The sequence below is a fragment of the Candidatus Acidulodesulfobacterium ferriphilum genome (genome assembly GCA_004195035.1).
Taxonomy (GTDB): Bacteria; SZUA-79; SZUA-79; order Acidulodesulfobacterales; family Acidulodesulfobacteraceae; genus Acidulodesulfobacterium; species Acidulodesulfobacterium ferriphilum.
The window spans coordinates 94,204-116,331 of sequence record SGBD01000004.1; the positions used below are offsets into that span (position 1 = coordinate 94,204).

Here is a 22,128-nt window from a genome sequence, read left to right on the forward strand (position 1 = left end):
CCAAGTTTTAATAATATCCCGTTAATAATCCTTTAGTAATCCTGTAAAAATTATACCGCTACCGCTTCCGGCAACCCCAATTTTTCAATCCCCAATAACTTTTTCATCAATGTAAAGCCATCCGGCACACCGATAGATAAAGACTTAGATTCGGCATATACCATTTTATAAACATAATCCGAATACATATAACTTAAAAGAATATCGACGCCGTAAGGGGGTTCTATTGCAAAACCGTTTTTATTTGATAATTCATAAAGATAATCTGCCTCATCTTTCATTTCTTTAATACTAAACGGCATAATATAAGGATTTCCGTCCCATGTTCTTTTTAAAAAATCAGCCATGTAAGGCAAACAGCCGGTTCCGTTATCCTGCCTGTAAACCCATGATGTCCATAAAACATTCTTTTCGGGCTCGCAGAAATGCAAAACTTCTAAAGCAATATCCCTTTTAACGATAACGTTTTCATAAGGGATTGCCGCTAAAAACCGGCCCAACCTTATCTCTGCGGATTTTTTTGAATCGCTTAGATAATTAAACCCGTTGTTCAGAATATCAACGCTCACGGTCTCGATAATCTGTTTTTTATGCCTTCTTACGGAAAAAATAAAGGACAGTATCGTGTCGAATCTATCCATTTCTAATTTTCCATCCCGAACATCCGATAAAAATCCCCTGATAATTTCTGTTTTCCGGCTTAAAAGATCGTTAAACAAGCCTATTTTGCCTGCGGGTAAATTTTCTTTTATAATTTCAAAGAACTTTTCCTCGTATCTTTTGTCGATTTTATTGTTTTTTAAAATATATGTCATAAGAATTAATGATTTTTAACCGCATAAATATAGGCATCCATCGCAGCTGCGCCGCCCTCTGTAATCGAATCGGAAATAGCCTTCGGTCCCGTGCAGGCGCCCGCCAAAAATACGCCCTCTTTGCTGGATTTAAAAGGCGCCAGCGTGACATTCAGCGGCTTTAAAAATCCGTGCTCGTCAAGCTCAAGCCCAAGCTTTTTAGCCATTTCGGACGACTGGGGTCCGCCTTCCATGCCCGAAGCCAGCACAACCATATCGAACGGAATCTCGAACGGCCCTCTTAAAAGCGTATCCTCGCCCTTGCAAATAACCGTATTATCGGGTCCCGAGGTAATTTCGGCAACCCTGCCTTTAACTATCTGGACATCGTGCTCTTCCATAGCCTTCCAGTATAAATCTTCAAAAAATCCGTAAGTTCTTATGTCCATATAAAATATATACACTTCGCAATCGGGGAAATGTTCTCTGAGTTCGATAGCCTGTTTAACCGAAACGGTGCAGCATACCCTTGAACAGTACTGATTGCCGACATGCCTGTCCCTTGAACCCACGCATAATATAAAGGCAACATTTTTTGGCAGCTGTCCGTTAGAAGGTCTGGCAAAATTTCCCTCGCCCATCATTCTTTCCAAATCCTTAATATCGACTACATCATCGAATAATTGATAGGAATATTTGGCATCTCTCGCAGGATCGAAATGCTCAAAACCGGTAGCAACGATAACCGAATCAAAGGTTTTTGCTTCATTCCCGTCAGGCGATTTTATCTGCGCATCGAACTTTTTACCGTTTTCCTTAAAATCCGAAACCTCCGAAGATAAATATACCTTAATATTGCTGTTTGTTTCTGCCTTTTTAATCAGCTCGCCTATCACATTATCCGCAGGCTGCATATCCGGAAATAAAAATTTATATTTAAATTTCTTAGGATTGCCGCCAAGAAACGAATCCCTTTCCGCCAGAGTTACCTTTACGCCCAATTCGGCAAGCATAGTCGCCGCATTTAAACCTGCCGGACCCGCGCCTATTACCAAAATATTCTCAGCCATATAAAATCCTCCAATGAATTATCTTAAATCACCGTTAGAAATTTTTTTATCTGGATTCCCGCTTTCGCGGGAATGACAACCGTTTGGTGAAAAGTTATATCCCCGTAAAGTCATTCCCGCGAAAGCGGGAATCCAGAATTTATAACATGCCGAAACAATTGCGATAGTTCGTAACGATGATTTAAGGTGTTATTATTAAATATATTTTTACGTCTTAATTTTATTTCGGATACTCGTACAAATTAACGGTCTTTCCGCCTGCCTTAAGCTCTTCCAGATAGGCATTGTATTCCTCTTCGGACTTCCTCCAGTCTATTCCCATCTTTTCGCACAGAGGCCTCCAGTCCGTCGTATGCCACTGAAGCTGAACGATTTTATAAACATCGGCGCCGCAGGCTAAAGCGGCAAACATGACATCCGCCATAACCGGAACCTGCTCGGTATAGCCCATAGCCTTTCCGATCCACTGGTTTTTATCGAGCGTTGTCGTACAGCCGGTATCCTGCGTAATACAGACATCGGAGTGAGCCTCTCTAACCATAGGTCTGATTTTTCTATCCATCACGAACGACCTCGATGCTTCCCTTTCGGTTAAAATATGCCTGAAACCGAACCCGCAACAGTCGTACCATGTCGAATAATCGGCAACCTGCGCTCCCAGGGCAAGCGTAACACCCGTGGATACCGCCGTCCGTTTCCCTGCATAAATATCTTTATCGTAAATGCAATCCTCGGGTATCATTTTATAAGTGTGGCAGGCAGGATGAACCGTCGCTATCACATTACTAAGGTCATATTTTTTTAATTTGGCTATTTCAAAACGCATAACATGAACCCATTCGCTGTAATGCACGATATATTCGGGAATAACAAGTTCCCTGCCGATTTTGTGCATTATCCTCCTGACCTCGTCTCTTAACTCCTTATGTTCGACAAGCAGGTTTCGCATTTCTTTATAATCCCCGAATGTAGTGGCGCAATGAAACAACGGAAACAGTCCGAGTTCATAAGCCCTGTGCCAGTTCCTGACGGCAACGGCGGCAAGCCCCACCGGATTGGATGTGCCTGAACCGTGATAATTCCATGCGGTGCACGATGTCTGATTTCTTTCGTCGACATATTCAAGTCCAAACTTATTCATAAACCATAAAAGCGATACGGGATAGCCGGGGATGTTTCCGCACTGCCCGCATGATTTATGGTGCCACAATTTATTGGTTGGAATCTTTTTCTTCCAGCCGAACAGGGTTTCGGCTTCGATAGGCTTATTTTCATCCTTTACATGTATAACCTTAACCTCTCCCTTTGCCTCGAGTTCCAAAAGTTCGTCATGAATATCCTCAAGCTTTCTTCCCGCAGCGTGAATATAGTCGGATTTTACATTGGCAAGACCTAATCTGTTATTTATTTCGATAGCCATATATCTCTCCTTTTTTTGTAATTCCCATCTGTTTAATTTGTCATTCCCGTCTTTTTAATTTGTCATTCCCGCGCAGGCGGTAATCCAGTCTTACATTGCCCTTTCCGTTAAGAACTCCTCACATCGTCCACTATATCCTGTATAATCTCGTATAAAGAAGGGTCAACGGATTCTATAATCTTAAAAACCCCCGCTTCGTCAAATATATCATAAAGCTCTTTCATAGTTTCTGGGGCAACATCCCATGCAAGATTTGTGACCTGAAGGGTCGGCATAGGAATGGCTTTTCTTTTAGCGGCAAGATCGGTGGAGGCATAGCCTATATGCGGACCCCAATCGGGAAAGAAATCCGGCTGAATCATGTCGGGGGAAAGCTGGTTGCCGTAAGCCGTGAGCTTTAAGAGAACCCTCGAGTATGGTTTTAAAACCTTTTTTGCGGATTCAAAGCCTCTCCTGACGGCAATTTCCCTTAATATTGCAATTACTCCGCCTGGACTGTTGAGAAACGGGCAAATCATCGCACAGGTAAAGCATTGAAAGCATGCCCAGACATATTCGTCCATCATCGTCCAGATAAGCTCGGGGTCTTTTGATTTCATTTTTTGCAGAACTATGCGGGGAGAAAAATCGAAAAACCTGTGAGGCGGGCAGCCGCCCGTACATACGCCGCAGTTTAAACATCCTCTGACATACTCTTCATATCTAAAATCTTTTTTTGCTTCTTCGAAAATCTCTTTTTTAAACTCGAACGGAACAATGCTTACCCCATTTTCATCATATTCCATAAATTACTCCCTCTATTTATTGGTTTGATTTTAATTTAATATAAATTTATCGGTAAAATGTAAAAACGGAAATTTGCCTATAGTTTAATTCTATCTTAATAATTCAAAAAATCAAGAAGCTAAAATCACATTTATCGATTTATTTAAATTTATTTGATAAATCTATCGTACTTGCACATATGCCCGCGCCTGCGCTTTTTTCCACGCCTTTATAATTTATAATAAATAATAATATTATAAAGTATCCTCGATATCTTCTACCTCATCCGCCTTTTTAGAAGCGGCCCTGCTAAACATGTTAAGTTCACGGGATGAGCGAATAATGTCTTCGGAAGACGAGGTTGCATGCAAGATTTGTAAATATTGAAGAATGGTAACAAAAAATAGTCCGCCTATCATATTGCCTATGATAGTTAAAGGAACATAAGGATAAAGCCATGAAAGGTATGATATATGGGAACCGGTATTAATAGCGATTAAAATTTCGGATGAAGCAACGACGATGTGGCTGAATGAATTTAAAAAAATTAAAAAACCGACAATCCATATTATAAAAATTCTCGCAAGAGTGCCGCTTGAGGCAATTAAAAGCCATGTCATAAGCGTAATCAGCCATCCGGCAAAAATTGCGCTTAAAACCATTACAAACGGACTTTTACTCATATAGCTATTGGCTACGCTATGTATGTGGCTTACGACGAATGAGGGAACCAGCTGGTTTAACGAGCCGGCGATAGCGAGGGCAAATATAAAAATTCCGGCCATATTACCTATTAATGTTAACGACCATAATTTTAAAAGGCTTCCGATTTTATTTTTTTTTGCGATGACGGAAGTAACAGGAACTAAAAAATTTTCGGTAAAAAGTTCGCTTTTGCCAATCATTAAAAAGATAAAACCGATTGGGAAAAATAGCGCCCCGAATATTTTAGAAATATTTGCCCCGACAAAAGGAGCGGTTGCGCCCGCAACATAAGAAGAAGCTATTATGCCGAAGGTAACATTCATACCCGCAATTAAACCTGACATCGACATCTCGAGCCATGTCCTGTTAAGGCGGGTCTGCCCGACCTCGACGGATGCTTTAAAAATCTCGGACGGCTCTTTCCCTCCCGGTTTTTCAGCGCCATTAATAGCGCCGATGCGGGCTTTTGTGGACTCTAAAACTTCGTTTATCCTTTTTGATAAATATAAAGAATGATGTATCTCTTCGGCAAGATTATTTTCTAAAAGCGCCCTCACACCCGGGTCGGAGGTGATTTCCAGCCCTGCGGTATAATCGTTTATTGCGTTTTCTTCTATTTTTAAATCAATCCTGAGCATATCTAACGGAGCCGCAACCTGATGCGAGGCTTTGCTGACGCCTTTTTGTGCTTCCCTGATTTCATCAAGCGGTTTCGGCGTGCCGCCAAGTTCTGTTATTTTTTCCCTGATATTGATAATATGCCCGCTTTCCGTCGAGGCAAAGGATTTTAGCGCCTGAACTAATGTAGGGTCTTTAAGGGTTTTTGCCTGCTCCATATACAGATCCCGACCGGCAACCTCGGCGGCAAGGTATTTTTGGAGCAAAAGGATAGTTTCTTTTATTTTCTTTTTATCGCTGTCTCTATCGTCATGCTTAATATATAAATCGGTCATTTGACTTTATATTATAATTCATTGCGCATGATTTTGCAACCTCGGTATCTGCAATTTTGGGGATATCGGGTTCATTGACTTCAAAGTCATTATGTTATAAAATAAAATCCCTATGGCATTAAATAATAATAACGATAACACCTACGAAACAGCCCCCGCTTCGACAAAAAGGCTTTTAATTGCCATTCTTTCTACGATTGCCCTTGCAGACTTCGGATTAGGATTAAACACGGTCGTTCTCCCCCTCTATGCAAAAAGTTTAGGCGCCAGCATAATTACAATCGGATTAATAATAGCCGCTTTCGGACTCGCCCGTATATTGGTAAATATACCTGTAAGCATAATAAGCAAAAAACTTAAATCCCAATACATTCATATAGGAATGCTGTTTATTTTTCTGGGCGCCGCCGGCTACCTCCTCTCAACGGCATATTACCAGTTATTTATTTTTAGATTTTTGGAAGGTTTTGGTTCAGGCATTATAAATACTTCTTCAATGATAATTCTTACCAAACATCTTTACAGGGATGAAAAAAGAGGGAAGGTTTTAAGCAGATATATGATAGCAAGAAGGCTTTCAATGGGTTCCGCCCCTTTCCTTGGAGCTATTGTCGCATATGAGTTTACCGACAAAACAGCCTTTTTGCTTTATACGGTAATTATGCTTATAGGACTAATAATAGCTTTTTACAACAAAAAATTCTTAAATAACATAAAAATACCTGAAACTGCGGATAAATTTGCAAGCGAACCGGATGGAAATACAAATGAACCGGAAAACAAGGAGCGTAAGGTAAGTAAAGGATATTTTAAAAAATATTCCGCCCTTCTATATGACTTAAATTTTATAGCCCTCTGTTTCCTAACCTTCTCTTTTTTCTTTTCGAGGATAGGCTCGAGAAGGGAGCTGGTGCCTCTCGTGGGCGTCAGCGTAATGAATTTAAACAAGGCAAGCATAGGTCTTCTTATTTCTATATCCGCTGTGATAGGAGTGGTGCTCACATACTATTCCGATAGAGTAATAAACATAATGGGAGTAAAAAAATCTATCATAACATCCTTCATTATAAGCGCGGCCGGCGTGCTAAGCTTTATTATTTTCAAAAACCTGTTCACATTCGGCGCTTCTATCATACTTATAAGCGCGGGCGGCGGTTTTTCGGGGCCGGCAAGAAATCTATATCTTATGGATAGCGTCGATAAAAATCATTATGACGAGGCAATAGGAATTTACAGAACATTGAGCGATTTAGGGTTTGTTTTAGGGCCGTTTGCCGTAGGCGCCGTATTTGATTACTTCAATTTTATATCGGCTTACAGCTTAGTCGCCCTCGTCATTATCGTAGCGACAATAATATTTGGTCTTTTTGCAAAATCATACGATAATAAACCGCCGATGTGGCTTAATTCCGGATTAAACGAGTGAAATCAACCTGCCGCAAATAAACCCGAAGGCGGCGGCGGCACCGCCTATTAAAACCATCTCCGTAGAACTCTTTAATCCGTTGGTTTTTGTAACTTTAGCTTTTGCAAAGCCGGCAAATATCAAAACTAATATAGAAAGCAAAATGGACATAACGATTGCCATAAAAGAATTTCTGGTAAAAAAATATGGAATTAGCGGCGGAATACCCCCCGCTAAAAAAGACAAACCTGTATAAGAAGCGATTTTAAGAGGTTTTTCATAATAATTAAGACTTATCCCTAACTCATCCTGTACCATAAAATTAAGCAAAACCTTTTTGTCGGACATAAGCCTTTTAACTATCGGGTCGATTTCTTCTTTCGTAAAGCCCTTATCCGCGTATAACTCATAAATCTCTTCTATTTCGTGGTTAGGGTTTTCCGCAATCTCCCTTTTTTCCCTTCTAATTTCTTTTTGGTAAAATTCGTTTTGGGACTTTGTGGCAAGATAAGCCCCGAAAAACATCGAAACCGTCCCTGCAACAATCTCGGCCACACCCGACATAAGAACTATTCTGGTGTTTACAAGGGCTCCGGTAACGCCCGCTACAAATCCCACGGTTGTAACTAAGCCGTCGTTTATCCCAAAAACAAACTCCCTGATGAGTTTCCCTTCAGGGGTATGCCAGTCCTCGTTATGAAATCTTTTTAAAGGGTCCATAGGTTTAATTAAATAATTATAATTACCTTAAATCACCGTTAGAAATTTCTTTTTCTGGATTCCCGCTGAAGCGGGTTGGGACACCCGTCGGGTTAAAAGTTAAATGCCTGCAAAGTCATTCCCGCGAAAGCGGGAATCCAGATTTAACATGGCTTTTGAGTATATAATGTAATTTCTAATGCAGGATTAAGGAATTATTATTTATTTGACGATAAGAATCGAACAGGGCAGTGCGTTTACCACTCTTTCGGCGGTACTGCCGAAAAGTATTTCGGCTAATTTTTCTTTATCCTTTCCCTTATGTCCCAAAATTAAAAGTTTTTTTCTCGTCCCTATCATGAAATCCGTTATCTCTTTGCATGGAACACCCTTCCTGACAATCACCTCAAGATTGGATTTTTCCTTCGTAAAACGGTAGCCTAATCCGCGGACGGCATCCTCTGCCTTTTCTGCCAGATTTTTTTCGTAATTCTTTATTTCTTCCGGCTTTAAATTCTTTACCGCCTTTTCGTCGATAACATATAAAATCGTGAACATCTTGATTATATCGGCAGGCACTTTATTTATGAACGGCAAAGCCCTGAGCGAAAACTCCGAAAAATCGGTAGCAAAGACGACATCCGCAAAAAGATTTTTGCAATTCATTTTTTCATCGTTTTTTATAATACCCGATGCGTGAAACAAAACTCTTTTCATAATAAGTACCGGCTTATCGACTTTAATTAAAATGTCATATAGCGGCGAGCCGTAAAATGAAAGAAAGCCTCTGGACTTAATGCCGGCCTTTTTATCGAGAACGACGAAGTCTATATTTTCATTTTTTGCCTCATCCGCAATTTCACCTGCTATATTACCGGTTCTTATCACATAGCGAACGCCGAATCCCAATTTCTCGAGGTCTTTTTTTATATCCTTAAGTTTAATTTCCGCAAGTCTCTTTATCTTTTCCTCATCCTCTTTTTTATAAACGGAATAAAGGCTGTGCTGAAAAAGGGCGGGATCGATGACATGGGCGAGTACGATTTCTTTTAAGCCGAGCTTCGAATAATTCGCAAAACAGTCGAGATTTTCGTAATAGAAATCGCCGAAATTTATGGCGTAAAGCGCGGTGTTAAGCATATCAAATCCTCAAATCTTCCAAAAGACTTTTACTTTCTTTTTTCTGAATTTTTCTCCAAGTTCTCGTTTATTTTTTCGATAAGGAATATTTTTAAAAGGGATTGGTAAGGCACATCCCTCTTGTTTGCCAAAAATTTAAGTTCTTCTATGAGATATTCAGGCATTCTGACGGATATAGTTTTGAGAGACGGCTTGAGATTAGGAAGCTTAATTTTTTCGGCATTGTCCCAGTTTATAAATTCGGTAGAGTCCCCCGCCCCCCAAAATTCTCTTTCTTCGTCTTCGTTTTTAAATTTAGGAATTTTTTTCATAATTTTTATATATCTCCTTTTCTTTTTTATTCATATCTCTTGCAGAAATTACTCTTATTTTATTATTTCTCACGGTAAAAACGATAAATAACGACCTGCTCATGTTCGTATGTCCCAACAGATAAAACCTTGTTTCTTTTTCGGAATGTTTTTTGTCGAAATAAACAATTAAAGGCTCATTAAAAAACGCTTCTTCGCATTCTATATAATGTACTTGATGCTTTACGCTATTTTTATATTTATTATTTTCGTCCCATTCAAAACCTGCACAGTTAAACAAAAGTTGTTTAATTATTTTATCCATATTAAAAGTATATCTTAAACATATACATTAATCAATAATATTTTTGCAAATGGGGACGAAATATCCTGTAAAATCAGGAATTGGGCAGTTCGGCTTCGACATAGATGCCGGTGCAGTTGCCGGTGCCGGTGCCTTTGATACCGACCTCCGCCGTAACCTCTCTTTCCGTTCCGCCGGCAAAGCCGTTGGAAGTGATGATGTAATAGGTACAGTTGCCGGTGCCGCCGCCGGTACCGCTCAATGTGCCATAAACGGCGCAAAAAGCCGGAGTATAATTAACGGAATGGAGTAAGTTGCCCTGTAAGTTGCCGGAAAGATATTGTGGTGAGCCGATACTGCCACTTACCCCCGGCGGCAAAACGGGAGGATTCGGACAGCCTGACGGACGTGTACCGGAAAAAGCGCCTTGATTTTCCAGTTCGTAAAGCGTTATCTCCACTCCCGATTTTGCGGCGTATTTCGCCGCCACGCCCGTCAGATTAGACCTCGAAACGATGCTTCCGCTTGCCATAAGATATGCGAAAATCGACCCAGCCAGCCCCAGCACTATAATAATTATAATCGCAAGGATTATGGAAATACCCTTATTGGAATTAACAACCCCGTTTTTTAAAAATTTTATCATAATCATTAGTTTGTCATTACTGCGGATTTGCCACGATAACCGAAACCCCGCCCGTCTGGCTGTAACCCGCCAAATTTGTTACCGTAAAATTTATATTGCAGGAATAGACTTTTGTTGTCGTATTTTTATTGCAATAAGATGAAGCCGCTGGTGGCGGAGGTGGCGGAGGCGGAGGCTTCAGGCAACCGCTTAAAGAAACCGCCGCGCTAAAAATTAATGCCGCTAATATAATCCGCAACGGGATACGATGTCGTTCCATTAGTCGTAGTTACCTCTTTATATAATGCGTTATTATTTGGATTCACGCAAAACACCACAAGCTCTTGCTCTTGGTTTGCGGTTCCGGTTATATATTTATAAAAAGCAACCTCGTTGCACGGGGTGGCGGAAGAACCGCAAGATGTCGTCTGACTCGATAAATTAGCTATTACGATAGGCAGGTTTTGGTTCTTGTCCGGATTAATTTTATGTTTCAATTTACAATAAGCCTTAGCCGCAGGTCTTATATATCCTGACGGCTTAGCCGCATTTTCCAAATTCCTCCTGAGCGCCGATATTGCGTAAGTCATAGAATTATTCGAATGAAGATAATTTTCGTTCTGTAAATAGTCGCTTATTCCCCACATTACGACTTCGTACAACCCTATCGACAGGATGCCGATAAGAAGTATCGTCATAACCAGTTCGATAAGGGTAAACCCGCCCTTATTTTTCTTAATACCATTCAAAGTCTTCATTATCATCTTCGTAAAAATTTAAGAATATACCTTGTCATTCCTGCGAAAGCCCTGCCGTCATTCCTGCGAAAGCAGGAATCCAGTCTTTGTTATTAACATATGCTTTCATATAAATCTATCCATTCGGGGTTGTCTTTTTCAATTAATCTTAATTTCCATGTCCTCTTCCATTTCTTTATCTGTTTTTCTCTATTAATAGCCGATTCTGCGGAATCGTGTATCTCATACCAAACTAATACATGGATGTTATATTTCTTTGTAAAGCCTTCGACTACATTTTGTTTATGTTCATAAACCCTTTTAATAATATCCGAAGTAACGCCTGTATATAAAGTGCCGTTACGTTTACTGCTCAGAATATAAACATAATATTTTTTCATTCTTAATGCTTTTTCTGGATTATCGCTTCGCTCTCGTGTCTGACGACACTCGTGAAGTTTCTTTGAAACTTTCCCGCCTTCGCGGGAATGACAATAACTAAAATTTTTCTTCGCATACCCTTTCGCGGGAATGACGAATCGTTAATAATTAGCAAAAATCGTCGAAACCGTTACCGGATAACTTGCCGGAGCGGCGGGGCAAGTCCCGCCCGAATTTAACGCAAACCAGCCCGTTCGAACTATCGTCTGAATAAAATCGGTAGGACTCTCGCTTCCACTAATAGTTCCGTTTCCGTTAGTATCGGTAAAATTAACATTTTGAGCCGTTATAGCCGTGTAAAAGCACTCGTCGTTTACATTTATCGGGCCCTGAGGTGTGGTATAAAAACTTGAAGGACAATACCAAGTATTTATTCCATTTCCATTACTACTACAATTACTGCTGCCCGTATTATTAAACGCGCTGCACACCCCGCTCACGCTCCCTCCGTTCCTACAGTAATTCAACTCCGCCATAGTTTGCTTTGCCACATTAACCGCCGTTTGCTGATTTACTATATTTACGCTCTTTGCCGAACCCACGATAAAACTTTCGGCTATCGCGCTTAAAGAAAGTCCGATTATAATAATCGTAATCACTATCTCCAGAAGGCTGAACCCGCCCGTATCTTTACTTTTTTTAATATGCTTAAGCATTAAGCTGAATTATATGGTTTTTGTTAATTATCCGCTCATTATTAGAAAATCATAAAGAAATTATATCTTAATATTAAGCCATTTTCAAACTTACAAATATTATAAAAATCTGTTATAATTTATAAATGTTTTACGGGATAATGCTCACTGGAACAACAAAAATTAATAAACGGTGCAACCTGCATAATGAATGACATTAGAATAGGATGCGGCTACGACATCCACAAATTTTTAGAGGTTGCGCTTTTTGAAAAAGCCGCCAAAAGACTTTATCTCGGAGGGGTGTTAATCGAGGGGCATATCGGGGTTGCCGCCCATTCCGACGGCGATGTCGTTCTTCACTCCCTTACCGATGCCCTTCTCGGCGCTCTGAGCCTGCCCGATATAGGCGTTCTTTATCCCGATAACCTTAAATCGACAAAAGGGGTCAGCAGCATCGAAATTATAAAATATGCCTATAAATTGGTTCAGGAAAAGGGGTACGCGCTGGCAAACGCCGACATCACGATTATAACCCAGACGCCGAAAATATCCGCCTATAAAGAACAAATGATAAATTCGGTATCAGCCGCGCTCGGCGTTGACAAATCCCGCGTCAACATTAAAGGAAAAACCAAAGAAGGGCTTGACTCTGTGGGAAAACAAAAAGCGATAGAAGCTTTTAGCGTCTGCCTTATATCGCAACAGTAAATTCTTTCTTTTTTCTTTGCCCGATTTCCGCTTTTACCCTGCGTTTCTACTGAGGGATTAAGGTATGATTATGGTATAATAAACAATACAAAATAAATTATTTAATAAAATGAAATCATACGCGATATTGCTTGCCGCCGGAGCAGGTTTAAGAACGGGGCTTAATGTCCCAAAACAGCTTGTAAAAATCAAGGATAAAGAAATTATACTCCACAGCCTTGAAATATTTACAAAATCGAATATTAATTTTGATGCCGTCGTTATAGCAACGCCGCCTTCTACAGTTTTTGGTTTTAACTGGAGCGATTTTTTTAAGAAAAATACCGCAGGCGGCGATATAAAAAAATTGCACATAATAACCGGCGGCGCGGCAAGACAGGATTCCGTGGACAACTCCATAAAATATTTAGAAAGTATTTTACCTGCCTCCGAGGCGGAAAATGCCATCGTCTTTATTCACGACGCCGCAAGGCCGTTTGTAAAGGACGAAGAATTAAGCCTGCTTTTAGATAAAGCAGCGGTCCACGGCGCCGCTTTTTTATGTTCGCAGGCAACGGAAACGATTAAAGAAATAAATTCTCAAGAAATAAATTTTGACAAATCGATATTGCCGTACCCTCTTAAACTTAAAACCGTTAAAAGGGACAATTTAATATCCGCAAAAACTCCTCAAGTATTTAAGTTTAACATTATAAAAAAGGCTCTTCACGAAGCCCGCCGAACAGGCTTTACATCGACCGACGACATATCTTTAGTGGAAAATTTAGGCTTAACGGTCGTGCCGATACTATCGACGGACTTCAATATAAAAATAACCTCTGCCTTAGATATTGAAATTGCGGAATTGCTTTGCGATAAGTTTAAATAAAACTTAGCATAAAACTCAGCCCGATATTTACTTTTTTTGAAAACAATGCAATAATTGTCAATATAACTAATAACCCAAAATTGCCGATAGAAACTTCTATGCTGGATTCCTGCTTTCGCAGGAATGACAAGTTGAGGTTAAATATAATAGATTAAAATGTCATTCCCGCTTTCGCGGAAATGACACCTAAATGGGTGAAATTATAAATCACTGCATTGTCATTCCCGCGAAGGCGGGAATCCAGTGTTATTTAGCATTAAAACTTATAAATATTTTCTAAATCTGTATTTGGGATAACAGAGCGGTATTTCATTATGAAAAAATTATCGGCGTTAATCGTTATAATTTTATTCCTTCCCCAAACTGCTTACGGTTTTGGCTACTGCGGGGGCATGCCTTCGCCAAAACAGGTGCTTACCAAGCAGGATAAGCAAAAAGCCCGTTCCGTACTTAAGACCGAAAGCAAAGACAGCATTAAAAATAACTGTATGGACTGCCACTATATGGTTAATTTAGTCTCCAAAATGAATAAAAAACAGCGGTTAAAATGGTTCAGCGGAATAAAAAATTTAAGGGAAGTTATTAATGAACTCAATTTTAAACAACAAACGCACCATACAACAAAACAATAAACGATTCTTACGGTTATATGCGCACAGATAAAAATTCCTCGGGGGTTCGCGTCCGCTTTGCCCCAAGCCCTACGGGAAACCTCCATATAGGCGGTGTAAGAACGCTTTTGTTTAATTATCTTTTTGCCCTGAAAAACAAAGGCAGGTTTATTTTAAGGATAGACGATACGGACAGGGTTAGAAGTAAAAAAGAATACGAAGATTCTATCGTAGGCGATTTGGAATGGGTAGGTATTAAATGGGATGAATTTTACAGGCAGTCGGAAAGAACCGCCGTCTATGAAAACTACCTCGATATTCTTAAGAAAAAGGGGTTAATTTATGAATGCTTCTGCGACGAAGAAGATATTTTAAAATCCAAAGAGTTAGCGATAAGGTCAAAAAAACCTTATATTTATAGCGGCAGATGCCTGCATCTTTCGCCGGAAGAAAAAGAAGAATTCCGCTCCAAACTTAAAAAAAGGGGTCTTCACCCTTCAATCCGCATAAATGTTCTAAAAATTGGGCTAAACTTCGTGGAGTTTAACGATATGGTTCACGGACGCATATCTTTTAACCCTAAACTCATCGGCGATTTTATCCTTAGGACCGAAGATAGCAGATTTACTTATAACTTTGCATCTATAATCGACGACAGCGACTTAGGTATAACTCATGTAATAAGAGGCGAAGACCATATCCCCAATACGCCGAAGCAGATTTTACTCCTTAAGGCTTTAGAAAAAAATATACCGAATTTTGCGCATATTTCACTTTTATATGGAAAAGACGGCAAGATGATGTCGAAAAGAGACCTTGTTTCCAATATAGATTACTATAAAAACGAGGGCTATCTTCCGAACGCCATATTAAATTATCTCGCTATTACCGGCAATACCTTTATAGAACATAAAGTTTTTCTGGATTCCCGCTTACGCGGGAATGACACCCGTATTACCTGCAACACCTTTATAGAACATAAAGGCAAAACGGGTAGAAATGCAGGCGCGGCGGAAAAAGAGATATTTTCAAGCATATCCGAAATGGCATCCGCCTTCGATATAACAAGAACAAAAAGTTCGAGCGCCGTTTTTAACGAAGAAAAATTAAAATTCGTCAACGAAAAATGGCTTATTAATACCCCCGCCGCAGAACTAATTAATATTATTACGGAAAAATTCAGCCAGCTTGACGCCGTGCAGGCGGCGCCTTCGGGAAGCCCCAAGTCCCTTATGTCCAAACTTAAAGAAATCTATCCGACAGGAACATCTTTGAAGATAATAGATTTTTTAAAGCAGGAATTTAAAACCGTAAAGGAGATATTAGAAGAATTAAAAATATTCTTCGACGATTTCAAAATAAAAGCAAATGCGGATAACATTAACAATAATAAATATAACTTTGAAGACCTTAAAAGCCTGAAAACAATCCTGTGTGAAAACATTGAAAAAACGGCGGAGTTTAACGAAATTTCAATTAAAAACGCAATAAAAGAAACTGCCGCGGGCAGCAATAAGACCGTCAAGGACTGCTATGAGGCTTTAAGGCTTTTCCTTACGGGCAAATTAGACGGTCCTTCCATAATTAAAATCGCAGTCATTTTAGGCAAACAAAGGGTCATAGCAAGGCTGTCGTAATATCGTAACACCCAAAATTGCCGATAGAAAATTTTAATTCTGGATTCCCGCTTACGCGGGAATGACTTTGAGAGAATTTATCGTTTCACCCGTCGGGTGTCCCAACCCGCTTCAGTAGGAAAGTTCCAAAGGAACTTCACGAGTGCCGTAAGGCACGAGAGCGAAGCGGTAATCCAGATTTACTTAACATTGGAATATATAAACAGTTTCTAAATCGGGATTTGGCTAAACTGTCTCTCTATCGTAATTTATTTTTGCAAATATCATTCTGCCGCTCGATGTTTGAAGAACGCTTGTAACCGTAACATCGAGTTCCGAACCGACTAATTTCATTGCATCTTCGACCACTACCATAGTTCCGTCATCCATATAGGCAATACCCTGATTTTTTTCTCTTCCCTCTTTGGCAATTAAAACGGTTATCGCCTCTCCCGGAAGCAAAATCGGCCGAAGGGCTTTAACAAGGTCGTTAATGTTTAAAACATTAATATTTCTGACCTGCGCCACCTTGTTTAAATTAAAGTCGGTTGTGATAATTTTTCCGTTTTTTTCTTTTGCAAATGCGATTAGTTTTGCGTCAACCTCTTTAATATTCGGATAATCGATGTCAGCAAATTCGATATTGATATTTTTATCCTCTCTCAGCTCTTTTAATATATCGAGACCCCTTCTTCCTTTCACCCTTTTAAGCGGGTCCTGGGAATCGGCGATATGTTGAAGTTCATGGAGAACGAATGTGGGTATTATAAGAACGCCGTCGATAAAACCGGTTTTTGCTACATCGAGTATGCGTCCGTCAATCAAGGAACTTGTATCTATTACTTTATAATTGCGGCAGGACTCGGACTTATCCTGTTTACCCTCTATATCTTTTGGATTTAAATGGTGAGCCTTATTGGCAAAACCTCCGATGCTCACCTCGTCGCTTACCCTCAACCCGATGATAAGACCGAGATAGCCCGCGACAAAATTGACAAAAGCATAGGTTATATAACCTAAAAGATTGCCGGTAAAAAATCCTTTAAACAGTTGATATGTTACATAATTAATTATAAAAAGAGCTATAAAAAGCCCTATTCCACCCGCTAATATCTTTTTGGTGGATATGGATTCCATGCTTTTTTCAACGGTTACGACAATAAAACCTATCGTAAAACCAAATAAAAGCCCGACATAAGATAGAAGGTCGTTGTGCCAGTACTCCTTGCCGATTAAATAACCCAAAATTGCCGAAATCAAAACAAGAGATATTCTTACAAAAAGAATCGGCTCCTTATTAAAAATTTTCATTAAAATTCACCATTCAATTAAATCATTTTTATAAAATTCGTTTTAATTTATTTTATATATCAGCTAATTAGCAAGTAATCAGGATTTCAGGTTTTTATTTTTTTATCGCCTATTACTGAACGAATATCCGTTTTATTTTGTCCTCTACAAATGTCTCCGGCCTGTGCATAACGGTGGATAATTCTTTGATTATTAAATGTTTTGCTTTTTCGAACATCTTTTTTTCCGCAAAAGATAGTTCTTTTTCCGCCTTTAATATATAAAGGTCTCTTAAAACCTCGGCAACCTCAAAAAGGCACGACGAACATAGTTTTATGTTATAGCCGTTAAACCGCTTATTCCATGATTCTTTTCTTGCAAAAGGATTTTTAATGCATCTGGCTTCCAATACATCAAAAACTTTTTGTATTTCATTCTCCTTAATCAATTGACGAAGTCCAACTTCATGCGCATTTTTCACGGGGACCATAATTTTAGCATTGTTTTCTAAAATCTTAACATTGTAAAAAGAAATGTCCGCCAAGCCAATTTTTTGCACGGAAATACATTCGACAATGCCGACTCCGTAACTGGGATAAAAGACAAACGAGTTAACGCTAAACTCCGTTTTGCTTAGGTTTAACATAATTTAACCTCCTTAAACTTTAAACTTTTAGATTTTTTTAATTTAATAGATGCGTTAGCTAAACACTGCATTATATAGAGTATCCCTTTCGGTTGGGATATTACCAGTCTCTTCGATAATCTTCTTTACCATTTTGACGCTAAGCCCTGCCGGGTTTGTTGAACCTGCGTCATGAGATATTTTTTCTTCTATTAATGTCCCGTCAAAATCATCGGCTCCGAAAGACAGGGACACCTGGGCAAGATTGATGCCTAAATTGACAAAGAAGGTTTTAATATGTTTAAAATTATCCAGAAAAAGTCTGGACACCGCTATCATCTTTAAATCATCATATCCTGAGGTTAAATTAGAATTTTTAACTGCCGTGTTTTTAGGCTGGAAGGCAAACGGAATAAAAGATTTAAAGCCGTTAGTTTCATCCTGGGCGTTTCTTATCGCGTCTAAATGGCTAACCCTGTCTTCATAGCTTTCTTTTACTCCGTACAGCATCGAGGCATTGGACGGTATGCCGAGACTATGCGCCGTTTTATGTATTTGAATCCATCTTTCTCCGCTGATTTTTTGCGGACACAACCGCTTTCTTATAACCGGGTTGAATATTTCCGCCCCGCCTCCGGGAAGGCTGTCTAAACCGCTATCTTTTAAGTCCGATAGCACTTCGTCAACCGATAATCCCGAAATTTTAGATAAATAATCTATTTCTACCGCGGTAAAAGCCTGAATAAGAAGATTGGGAAATTCTTTTTTAATCCCGCAAATCATACCGGTATAAAAACTGTAAGGAAGCGAAGGGTGAAGACCGCCGACGATGTGAACTTCTCTGAAGTTATTGGCTTTATAATTGATTTTAATATACTCAATTATTTCGTATGTGTTCATAGTGTATGCGTCTATTTCCTTTCCATTTCTGTAAAAGGCGCAAAAGGCGCACCTGTTTACACATATATTAGTATAATTTATATGAATATTGACTATATAATATACTCTGTTTCCGTTGATTTGACGATTTTTAAAATTTGCCAGCTCGCCTAACGCAATCAAATCATCGGTTTTAAATAGAAATAAAGCATCATCAGCTGAAAGCCTTATATTATTATAAACTTTTTCTCTTATTAAATCAAAAGTTTTATTTTCTATTGCCTTATTCATATTTTGATTAATCATAACCCTTCCATCTTATGTACATATCATTATCTATCCCCAGACTATCTAATATTTTACCTGTTATAAAACTTATAATATCGTCTATTCCCTGCGGTTTATTATAAAAAGCGGGAATAGGGGGAAGAATAACTGCTCCGGAATTAATTAACGAGAGCATATTTTTAAGGTGAATATCGTTAAACGGGGTTTCTCTCGGACATACGATAAGCTTCTTCCTTTCTTTAAGCATAACATCGCTTGCGCGCTCGATTAAATTTCCCGAATTTCCGCAGGCAATTCTAGAGAGGCTTCCCATAGAACAGGGAATAACCGCCATACCTTTAACCTGCTTTGCCGACCCGCTCGCAATCTTTGCCTCCAGAAACATTTCATCCAGAAAAGCAAATCCGTCATTATGAAGCTCAAATTTATTCAGGATTTCATCTTTAATTTTACCTTCAAGCTTTGTTAGATTTCCATCCGTATCGAGATTGACAAACATTCCTAATTCGTCTTTAATTACTTTAAAACCCGGTTTAGAAATTATAAGATAAACAAAATAGGAATTATTAACCAAGGCTTTAAGAAGGCTGAATCCAAATATCGCTCCGGATGCGCCGGTTATGGCGACGATATAAGAAGGTCTTCCGGTTTCGGACTCTAAATTTTCTTTCATTTTTCTTTTAATAAATTATTCTTAATCATGCATTAGAAAATTATTTTCTGGATTCCCGCTTTCGCGGGAATGACTTAATAAGATTTTAAAAGTTCACCCTAAAGACGTCATTCCCGCGAAAGCGGGAATCCAGTCTTTACTATATGTTGAAGCAGTTTTAATAACTTCTAACGGTGATTTAAGGTAATTATAAATTACGACTTGAGGTAAAAATTACCGTACATCACGCTTATAAAAATAAAAATAAAAAATGTCACGGAAATATAACCGTTCATGGTAAAAAATGCCATATCTATATTGTCTAAACTTTTATAGACAAGATAGTGTTCATAAGCAAAAAACCCAGCTACTAAAATTATCCCCGTAATGTATAAAAAATTAAGATTAAAGATGAAATACAGGGATATTAAACAGATTAAGGCTGACAAATGAAATATTCTTGAGATAATTACCCCGTTTTTTATTCCAAATTTTGCGGGAATAGAAAATAATCCGTTTGCGACATCAAAATCGTAATCCATTACGGCATATAAAATGTCAAACCCCATCCCCCAAAAAACCACCGCGAGGCCAAGAATTAAAATTTTATAATTAATGCTTCCCGTTACCGCAAGCCATGTCCCTATCGGTCCTAAAGCCATACTTATTCCCAGAACCAGATGGGAAAAAAAGGTAAACCTTTTTGTATATGAATAAAATGTAACAAAGGCAATTACAAACGGGGATAAGATAAAACATATAAAATTTAACTCATAGGCGGCAATAATGAGAATCGAGTATGCAATGATGCCAAAAACAATGCTATATAGAGCGGTAAGGTCGCCCTTCGGAAGCGTCCTGCCCATAGTCCTTTTATTTTTTGCGTCTATTTTTCTGTCGATTACCCTGTTAAAAGCCATTGCCCCGCTTCTCCCCGAAACAAGAGCAACAATAATCCATATTATTTTATAATAAAAAAAGGGGGCGCCGAAATCCGCGGGATACTTATCGTAAAAGGCAAGCAAAAAAGCGCTAAGGGCAAACGGCAAAACAAATATCGTATGAGAAAATTTGACTAACTCTAATGTATTTTTTATTTTTTTAAGCATTTTAACTTAAACCATATTCCTTCCATCTATCGTCAACCAATTTTTTTATTTCGGCAGACATAACGATGTCGTTTGGCCATCTCCTTTTATAACCCTCTGATGCCCATTTTTTTGTGGCGTCGATCCCCATTTTGGAGCCGTAGTTCGGAATATCGGACGCATGTTCTAATACATCGATAGGTCCATCCACAAATGTTATATCCCGTTTTGGGTCTATGTTATTGCATATTCTCCAGATAACCTCGCCTTTATCCTGAACATTGACATCTTCATCGAGTACGACGATTATTTTTGTAAACATCATAAGCCCAAGCCCCCATATTCCATGCATAATTTTTTTTGCATGCCCCGGATAGCTTTTTTTAATGCTTATAAAAATTAAATCGTGAAATATTCCTTCAAATGGTAAATTCATATCGACAATTTCAGGAAATATCTTTTTTATGGCAGGCAGAAAAAACCTTTCCGTCGCCTTGCCGATATAACAGTCCTCCATAGGCGGTTTCCCGACGATAGTAGCGGGATATATGGCATCCTTCCTGTGCGTTATAAGGGTTACATGAAACACAGGATAAAAATCCTCGAGCGAATAATACCCCGTATGGTCGCCGAAAGGGCCTTCGAGCCTGAAATCTTCAGCAGGGTCTATATAGCCTTCCAGCACAAACTCCGCATTTGCCGGAACAAGCAAATCGTTTGTTTCGCATTTTACAAGCTCTACGGCATCCCCCCTTAAAAACCCTGCAAACATCATTTCTTCTATATCTGGAGGAAGCGGCGCGGTGGCGGAATAAATCACCGCAGGGTCGGAACCTATAACCACGGAAACAGGTATCTTTTTGCCTAATTCTTTATATTTTCTAAAATGCCTTGCCCCGTCTTTATGTATATGCCAGTGCATACCGCACGATGTATCGTCGTAAACCTGCATCCTGTACATTCCTACATTGGTGGAGCCTTTTTCGGGATCTTTTGTAAAAACAAGCGGCAAGGTTATAAACGGTCCGCCGTCTTCGGGCCATGTCTTTAAAACCGGTAAAATATCGAGCAGGGGCGGTTTGTCGATAATAACATCCTTGCATTTCCCTGTTTTGACAATCTTTGGCATGTAATCGGCAAGTTTTTTCAGTTTTGAGAGGGATTTTATTTTCTCGAAAAAATTTGTCGGCATCTCAGGGTCTATTATCTCCGATACCCTTTTTGCGACATCGTCAAGACTTTTAACCTCAAAGGCCTGTAAAATCCGTTTATTCGAGCCGAACATATTTATAAGAACCGGAAAATTAAAGCCCTTGACATTTTCGAATAAAAGCGCCGGACCCTCTTTTTTTACCATCCTGTCCGCTATTTCAGCTATTTCTAAAAATCTATCGACAGGGGCATTAACCCTGTGTAAATCTTTGTTTTCTTCTAAAAATTTGACAAATTCGCGGAGGTCTTTATAAGGCATTATGAATTTTATGATATTTATTATTTATCGCTGCTTGTTATCCGTA

Annotated in this window: 25 protein-coding genes; 5 read left to right on the plus strand and 20 right to left on the minus strand. The window is 39.1% G+C overall.

Annotated features, from left to right (window positions below):
* Positions 1-50: 50 nt before the first annotated feature.
* The 5 genes from EVJ47_07505 to EVJ47_07525 form a co-directional block, all read right to left on the minus strand.
* A complete protein-coding gene (locus EVJ47_07505) occupies positions 51-815 on the minus strand; it encodes a hypothetical protein (protein ID RZD14072.1) in 765 nt (254 codons plus the stop codon).
* Between the two features lie 5 nt (positions 816-820).
* Positions 821-1,864, minus strand: coding sequence for a CoB--CoM heterodisulfide reductase iron-sulfur subunit A family protein (locus EVJ47_07510; protein ID RZD14073.1), 1,044 nt, complete (start codon positions 1,862-1,864; stop codon positions 821-823).
* 220 nt (positions 1,865-2,084) lie between these two features.
* Positions 2,085-3,284 (minus strand): heterodisulfide reductase subunit B, encoded by a 1,200-nt coding sequence (locus EVJ47_07515; GenBank protein RZD14074.1) that lies wholly within the window; start codon positions 3,282-3,284, stop codon positions 2,085-2,087.
* A gap of 107 nt (positions 3,285-3,391) precedes the next feature.
* Positions 3,392-4,069 carry a heterodisulfide reductase subunit C gene (locus EVJ47_07520; protein ID RZD14075.1) on the minus strand — a complete coding sequence of 226 codons (678 nt, stop codon included), beginning with the start codon at positions 4,067-4,069 and terminating at the stop codon, positions 3,392-3,394.
* Positions 4,070-4,303: 234 nt separating this feature from the next.
* Positions 4,304-5,707, minus strand: a complete 1,404-nt coding sequence (locus EVJ47_07525) for a hypothetical protein (GenBank protein ID RZD14076.1) — start codon at positions 5,705-5,707, stop codon at positions 4,304-4,306.
* A 112-nt stretch (positions 5,708-5,819) separates the two neighbouring features.
* Between EVJ47_07525 and EVJ47_07530 the strand changes: the two genes are divergently transcribed.
* On the plus strand, positions 5,820-7,133 hold the full coding sequence (locus EVJ47_07530; GenBank protein RZD14077.1) for an MFS transporter: 1,314 nt from the start codon (positions 5,820-5,822) through the stop codon (positions 7,131-7,133).
* On the opposite strand, the gene EVJ47_07535 is transcribed toward EVJ47_07530, so the two are convergent.
* The 9 genes from EVJ47_07535 to EVJ47_07575 all read right to left on the minus strand — a co-directional run bounded on the left by EVJ47_07535 (position 7,122) and on the right by EVJ47_07575 (position 12,004).
* A complete protein-coding gene (locus EVJ47_07535) occupies positions 7,122-7,832 on the minus strand; it encodes a hypothetical protein (GenBank protein RZD14078.1) in 711 nt (236 codons plus the stop codon). The two genes, EVJ47_07530 and EVJ47_07535, sit on opposite strands and share 12 nt — an antisense overlap.
* Positions 7,833-8,033: 201 nt before the next feature.
* Positions 8,034-8,951: a universal stress protein gene (locus tag EVJ47_07540; GenBank protein ID RZD14079.1), complete on the minus strand. Its 918-nt coding sequence runs from the start codon at positions 8,949-8,951 to the stop codon at positions 8,034-8,036.
* A 29-nt stretch (positions 8,952-8,980) separates the two neighbouring features.
* On the minus strand, positions 8,981-9,262 hold the full coding sequence (locus EVJ47_07545) for a hypothetical protein (protein RZD14080.1): 282 nt from the start codon (positions 9,260-9,262) through the stop codon (positions 8,981-8,983).
* Entirely contained in the window at positions 9,246-9,566 is a 321-nt protein-coding gene (locus EVJ47_07550; GenBank protein RZD14081.1) for a BrnT family toxin, read from the minus strand. The genes EVJ47_07545 and EVJ47_07550 overlap by 17 nt, the downstream gene beginning before the upstream one ends.
* A gap of 73 nt (positions 9,567-9,639) precedes the next feature.
* Positions 9,640-10,197, minus strand: coding sequence for a hypothetical protein (locus tag EVJ47_07555; protein RZD14082.1), 558 nt, complete (start codon positions 10,195-10,197; stop codon positions 9,640-9,642).
* A gap of 10 nt (positions 10,198-10,207) precedes the next feature.
* Positions 10,208-10,450: a hypothetical protein gene (locus EVJ47_07560; GenBank protein RZD14083.1), complete on the minus strand. Its 243-nt coding sequence runs from the start codon at positions 10,448-10,450 to the stop codon at positions 10,208-10,210.
* Positions 10,398-10,934 carry a prepilin-type N-terminal cleavage/methylation domain-containing protein gene (locus EVJ47_07565; protein RZD14084.1) on the minus strand — a complete coding sequence of 179 codons (537 nt, stop codon included), beginning with the start codon at positions 10,932-10,934 and terminating at the stop codon, positions 10,398-10,400. The genes EVJ47_07560 and EVJ47_07565 overlap by 53 nt, the downstream gene beginning before the upstream one ends.
* 86 nt (positions 10,935-11,020) lie before the next feature.
* Positions 11,021-11,308 (minus strand): GIY-YIG nuclease family protein, encoded by a 288-nt coding sequence (locus EVJ47_07570; GenBank protein ID RZD14085.1) that lies wholly within the window; start codon positions 11,306-11,308, stop codon positions 11,021-11,023.
* 141 nt (positions 11,309-11,449) lie between these two features.
* Positions 11,450-12,004, minus strand: coding sequence for a hypothetical protein (locus EVJ47_07575; protein ID RZD14086.1), 555 nt, complete (start codon positions 12,002-12,004; stop codon positions 11,450-11,452).
* Positions 12,005-12,190: 186 nt separating this feature from the next.
* On the opposite strand from EVJ47_07575, the gene ispF reads away from it, so the two are divergent.
* From ispF to gltX, 4 genes are all read left to right on the plus strand, one after another.
* Positions 12,191-12,694, plus strand: coding sequence for a 2-C-methyl-D-erythritol 2,4-cyclodiphosphate synthase (gene ispF / locus EVJ47_07580; protein ID RZD14087.1), 504 nt, complete (start codon positions 12,191-12,193; stop codon positions 12,692-12,694).
* 109 nt (positions 12,695-12,803) lie between these two features.
* Positions 12,804-13,562 carry a 2-C-methyl-D-erythritol 4-phosphate cytidylyltransferase gene (locus tag EVJ47_07585; GenBank protein ID RZD14088.1) on the plus strand — a complete coding sequence of 253 codons (759 nt, stop codon included), beginning with the start codon at positions 12,804-12,806 and terminating at the stop codon, positions 13,560-13,562.
* A gap of 314 nt (positions 13,563-13,876) precedes the next feature.
* Positions 13,877-14,194 carry a hypothetical protein gene (locus EVJ47_07590; protein ID RZD14089.1) on the plus strand — a complete coding sequence of 106 codons (318 nt, stop codon included), beginning with the start codon at positions 13,877-13,879 and terminating at the stop codon, positions 14,192-14,194.
* Between the two features lie 17 nt (positions 14,195-14,211).
* A complete protein-coding gene (gene gltX, locus EVJ47_07595; protein RZD14090.1) occupies positions 14,212-15,810 on the plus strand; it encodes a glutamate--tRNA ligase in 1,599 nt (532 codons plus the stop codon).
* 225 nt (positions 15,811-16,035) lie between these two features.
* Here the strand turns inward: gltX and EVJ47_07600 are convergent, their stop codons facing one another.
* The 6 genes from EVJ47_07600 to EVJ47_07625 all read right to left on the minus strand — a co-directional run bounded on the left by EVJ47_07600 (position 16,036) and on the right by EVJ47_07625 (position 22,082).
* The gene (locus EVJ47_07600) at positions 16,036-17,100 is read right to left on the minus strand and encodes a TRAM domain-containing protein (protein RZD14091.1); all 1,065 of its coding nucleotides are present in this window, start codon (positions 17,098-17,100) and stop codon (positions 16,036-16,038) included.
* 112 nt (positions 17,101-17,212) lie between these two features.
* The gene (locus EVJ47_07605) at positions 17,213-17,725 is read right to left on the minus strand and encodes a CarD family transcriptional regulator (GenBank protein ID RZD14092.1); all 513 of its coding nucleotides are present in this window, start codon (positions 17,723-17,725) and stop codon (positions 17,213-17,215) included.
* 54 nt (positions 17,726-17,779) lie between these two features.
* Positions 17,780-18,874, minus strand: a complete 1,095-nt coding sequence (gene mqnE, locus EVJ47_07610; protein RZD14198.1) for an aminofutalosine synthase MqnE — start codon at positions 18,872-18,874, stop codon at positions 17,780-17,782.
* A 7-nt stretch (positions 18,875-18,881) separates the two neighbouring features.
* The gene (locus EVJ47_07615) at positions 18,882-19,544 is read right to left on the minus strand and encodes a UbiX family flavin prenyltransferase (GenBank protein RZD14093.1); all 663 of its coding nucleotides are present in this window, start codon (positions 19,542-19,544) and stop codon (positions 18,882-18,884) included.
* Between the two features lie 194 nt (positions 19,545-19,738).
* Positions 19,739-20,632: a 4-hydroxybenzoate octaprenyltransferase gene (locus EVJ47_07620; GenBank protein RZD14094.1), complete on the minus strand. Its 894-nt coding sequence runs from the start codon at positions 20,630-20,632 to the stop codon at positions 19,739-19,741.
* 1 nt (position 20,633) lies between these two features.
* On the minus strand, positions 20,634-22,082 hold the full coding sequence (locus EVJ47_07625; GenBank protein ID RZD14095.1) for a menaquinone biosynthesis decarboxylase: 1,449 nt from the start codon (positions 22,080-22,082) through the stop codon (positions 20,634-20,636).
* Positions 22,083-22,128: the final 46 nt, after the last annotated feature.